This window comes from Streptomyces sp. NPDC020362, assembly GCF_040642095.1.
Taxonomy (GTDB): domain Bacteria; phylum Actinomycetota; class Actinomycetes; order Streptomycetales; family Streptomycetaceae; genus Streptomyces.
In genome coordinates this window covers 1-4,116 of record NZ_JBFAET010000377.1, presented here as the reverse complement: position 1 = coordinate 4,116, position 4,116 = coordinate 1, and the positions used below count along the sequence as shown (strand labels likewise).

The following is a 4,116-nucleotide window of genomic DNA, read 5'->3' as shown; positions in this document are numbered from 1 at the left end:
CGAACCGGGTGGTCGAGATCCTCGACGAGCAGACCGACCTGCCCGTCCCCGGCGACGGCGTTCCGGGGCGGCTGGTCGTCACCGACCTTCGCAGACGGCTCATGCCGGTGCTCCGCTATCCGGCGGGTGACCGGGCCGAATGGGTGGACCGGGACGCCGGGGTCTTCCGCATCCTCGGCCGTGCCGAAGAGGGTGTGCGGGTCGGTCCCGTCTCCCTCTACACGCAGGACGTCCACGACATCGTCATGGCTGCCGACACGGCCGGTGAGGTGACGGGGCTGCAGCTCGTGGTGCGCCGCAGCATCGGCCGGGACGGCCTGGTGCTGCGGCTGGCGACGGGTGAACCCGGCGGCGGGGACGCCGCGTTGGCAGACGCCGTCGTCGCCGCCGTGCTGGCGCAACGCCCGCTCTACCGGGATGCGATAGCCGCCGGGCACGTCAATCCGCTCACCGTCGAACGGGTGCGGCACCGGGACCTGACCGTCAATCCGCGCACGGGCAAGCTCATCCGCGTCGTCGACGAACGGCCGCATTCATGAGCACGGTGGACTCACGCGCGGCGCGTCTGCCCCTCGTGCTGCGCAACCCGTCGTTCGGCCGCGTCTGGGCCGGTCAGCTCCTCACCCAGGCCGCGAGCAGGATGTTCCAGGTCGGCGCCGTCTGGTGGCTGGTCGGGTTCGCGGGCGGGCGGCACCGCGGACTGGATTCGGGCCTGTTCCTCATGGTCAGCACGCTGCCCGCGGTCGCGCTCGCCCCCGTGGTCGCTCGCACCGTCGCCCGTCACGCCCATCGGACGGTGCTGGCCGGCGCGGCGGCCACGGCCGGCGCGGTGGCAACGGCGGCCGCCCTCCTGGCGCAGGCCGGGGCGCTGCCGATGGCCGCGATCTACGCGGTGGGGCTGGCGCTGGCGGCCTGTCAGGCGCTCTTCGACCCGTGTCTGACGACGTCGGTGCCGGAACTCGTCGAGGACGCCGACATCGAGGCCGCCACCGGATTCGAGCTGTCCACCCAGTCGGTCGCCGGGCTCGGCGGAGGACTCCTCGGCCCGCTCACGGTCGAGGCGGGCGGGCTCCCGGGCGTCGTCGCCGCCTGCGCGGTCGCCTACCTGCTCGCCGCCCTGCTGGTCCTGTCGGCACGCTTCCCGCACGCCACGACGCGGGCAGCCGGATCGGCGAGCGGCCCGGCACCCGCATCGCGGTCGCTGCGCCAGGTCCTGGCCGGGCTGCCGTTCATCCGCCGTGTGCTGGTGTGCTTCGCCGCCGCCAATGTCTTCACCACCGCTGTCTACGTCGTGATGCCGCTCTACACGCGGGGTGTGCTGCACTCGACCGGCTCGACCGTTGCCTCGCTGGAGGCGGCGCTCGGTGTGGGCACGCTCGTCGGGTCGTTCACCGGTGCCCGCGTTCCGGGGCGTCCCGTTGCCGTCGGCAGCGTGTGCCTGGTCGTGATGGCCGCGGCCCTCGGGCTGCCGGGGCTGGTCGTCGGGCACGCGGTCGCGTTCGGTGCGTTGTCCGCCGTCGGCTGGTGCGTCGGTGTGATCGGCGTGCGGTTCGTCGCGCTGTTCCAGCGGCTGGTGCCCGCCGACGACAAGCCGGAGTTCTTCGCGGTCATGCAGGCACTGCTCGGTGCCACGTTCCCCGTGGCCTCACTCGTCTTCGGCGCGCTGGGCGACCATCTGACGGCCCGCACGCTCTGTCTGGTGCAGGGCGCCGGTCTCGCGCCGGTCGCCCTGGCGCTGTGGCGGGTCGGCGGGCGGAAGGACGCCGACGGGTCGCGGGTGTCCGCCGCGCAGCCCCTCGCACGGGCGGGAGAGACGTCATGAGCGTCGTCCTCTCCCCCGCCGCGGTCCAGGACATCGCGGACCTGCGGCAGTTGTACTTCGAGGTGTACGCGCACGGCTATCCGGTGCCCCTCGGCAGCGACCCGGCCGTGATGCGCCGACTGATCACCGACGGCACCGCGCACTGGCTCACCGCCCGGACGCACCAAGGCGACCTCGTCGGCTCCGCCGTCGTGCAGACCGATCCGGGCAGCCGTATCGGCAAGCTGGTCGGTCTCGTCGTGCATCCCGGTCACCGCGGTGGCGGGCTGGCCTCCCGGCTGACCGGCGCCGTCTGCGAGGAGGCGTTCGGCGCCGGCCGTCTCGACTCGGTGTACGCCACGGTCCGCGTGGTCACCGAGGGGCCCCAGCACGTCGTCGTACGCAACGGTTTCAGGCCGCTCGGCCTGATGCCCAACGCGGTGGAGGTCGAGGGGTGCGAGAGCCTCGCGCTGTTCGCCCGCTACGCCGAGGGGGTGCTGGACCGCCGCGCTCCCGTCGAGCGCGTGCCCGAGCGGCTGTCGGGCCTGCTCTCCGCCGCGTCCGCCGGCATCGGCATCGACTACACCGGCACGGGACTCGTGCCGGGCCGCGGAGCCGCGCGCTCCGCAGGCGATGCCGCGCCCATCGAGCTGATCGTCGCCCCGGCCTTCGTCCGCCGCCGCTTTCTGGAGCGTTTCCCCGACGCCGGCGACCGCTTCTTCCCGCTGCACACGCCGAACGCGCTCCTGGTCGCGGGGGACGGCGGCTTCGAGGCGTACGCCGACCTCGACCCGGTGGCGGGCAGTTGCGCCCTGGTCGCCGTCCATCCGCGCCCGGCCGCGGTGACCGGCGCGCTGGAGGCGCTGATGACCGTGGTCACCCGGGCCGGCGCGGACTACGCCGAGACGCTGCTTCCGCTGGCCGACACCGAGGCCCTGGAGGTCTTCCTCGCCTCGGGGTTCGTGCCGAGCGCGGTCTATCCCGCGATGCGCCGCATCCACGGCCGCTTCCACGACTACGTGGTGCTGTCCCGCACCAGCCGCCAGATCGACTTCCGGGGAACGGCCGTCAGCCCCTTGCTGCAGCCGTACCTCGGCGCCTACCTGAGCGCCTGGACCGCCACCTACCTGCCCCTTCACGAGGTGTCCCGATGAACCCCCATCTCGCTCCGGTCGAGGTCCCCGACCCGGCGGCGCTCACTCACGTGCAGCGGCTGTGCGACCTCGCCGAGCCGTACGCGACCGGCGCCGCCGCCGACGAGCTGTTCGCCGCGGCGATGGCCGAGACCCATGCCTGGCACGCCCACCGCTCCCCGTTCTTCGCCGCCCTGCTGCAGGAGCCGCCGGAGGCTCCCGCACCCACGGTCGGCGACGGTGTGCGTACCCCGCTCGTGCCCGCCGCCTTCTTCAAACGCCACGAGGTGCTCTCCGTCCCCCGTGACGAGGTGTTCCTGCATCTGACGTCCTCGGGCACGACGGGCCAGAAGTCGCAGATGTTCTTCGACGCATGGACGATCCGCTCGGCGCAGCGCATGGTGGCCCGGATCTTCGACCACTACGGCTGGATCACCCCCGACCAGCCGGTCAACTATCTGCTGTACAGCTACGAGCCCGCGCCGTCACTGAAACTCGGCACGTCGTTCACCGACAACTACCTGTGCGACTTCGCCCCGGCCCGGCACACCACGCACGCGTTGCGGCACACCGGTTCCGGCCACGAGTTCGACGTGCACGGGTGCATCGCGGCGCTCCAGCGCTATGCCGAGGACACCGTTCCGGTCCGGATCCTCGGCTTCCCGGCCTTCCTCTACTTCACCCTGGAGCGGATGAGGGCGATGGGTCTGCCGCCGCTGCGGCTTCCCGAGGGATCGCTGGTGGTGCTCGGCGGCGGCTGGAAGGGCCATGCCGACCGCCAGATCGGCAAGGACGACTTCCGTGCCGAGGTCACCGAGCGCCTCGGCATCCCGGGCGACCGCATCCGCGACACCTTCGGCTCCGTCAAACACTGCGTGCCGTACGTCGAGTGCGCACACCACCGGCTGCACGTGCCGGTGTGGTCACGCGCCGCGGTCCGCGACACCGCGACGCTGCGCCCGCTGCCGTACGGCGAGCGCGGCTTTCTCCACCTGGTCAGCCCGTACATCACCTCCGTTCCGGCGCAGAGCGTCGTGATGGGCGACCTCGCCTCGCTGCACCCGGGCGAGGACTGCCCCTGCCCGCTGAACACCGACTGGTTCACCGTGCACGGCCGTGCCGGGGTGAGCCGCAACCGCAGTTGTGCGGTCGCCGCCGCCGAACTGATGAAGGGAATGTCGT

3 protein-coding genes and 1 pseudogene are annotated in these 4,116 nt (G+C 72.6%); all 4 read left to right on the top strand.

Annotation, left to right across the window (positions count from 1 at the left end; translation table 11 throughout):
* Positions 1-539 (top strand): annotated as a pseudogene (locus AB0H32_RS47130) (phenylacetate--CoA ligase family protein); the annotation flags it as partial.
* Positions 536-1,822, top strand: coding sequence for an MFS transporter (locus tag AB0H32_RS47125; RefSeq protein WP_361135538.1), 1,287 nt, complete (start codon positions 536-538; stop codon positions 1,820-1,822). The pseudogene AB0H32_RS47130 and the gene AB0H32_RS47125, both read left to right, overlap by 4 nt.
* Complete coding sequence (locus tag AB0H32_RS47120) at positions 1,819-2,955, top strand: GNAT family N-acetyltransferase (protein ID WP_361135535.1); 1,137 nt, start codon at positions 1,819-1,821, stop codon at positions 2,953-2,955. Before AB0H32_RS47125 ends, AB0H32_RS47120 begins: the two co-directional genes overlap by 4 nt.
* Positions 2,952-4,116: hypothetical protein (locus AB0H32_RS47115; protein WP_361135533.1), on the top strand; the 1,165-nt coding region annotated here is incomplete at its 3' end. The genes AB0H32_RS47120 and AB0H32_RS47115, both read left to right, overlap by 4 nt.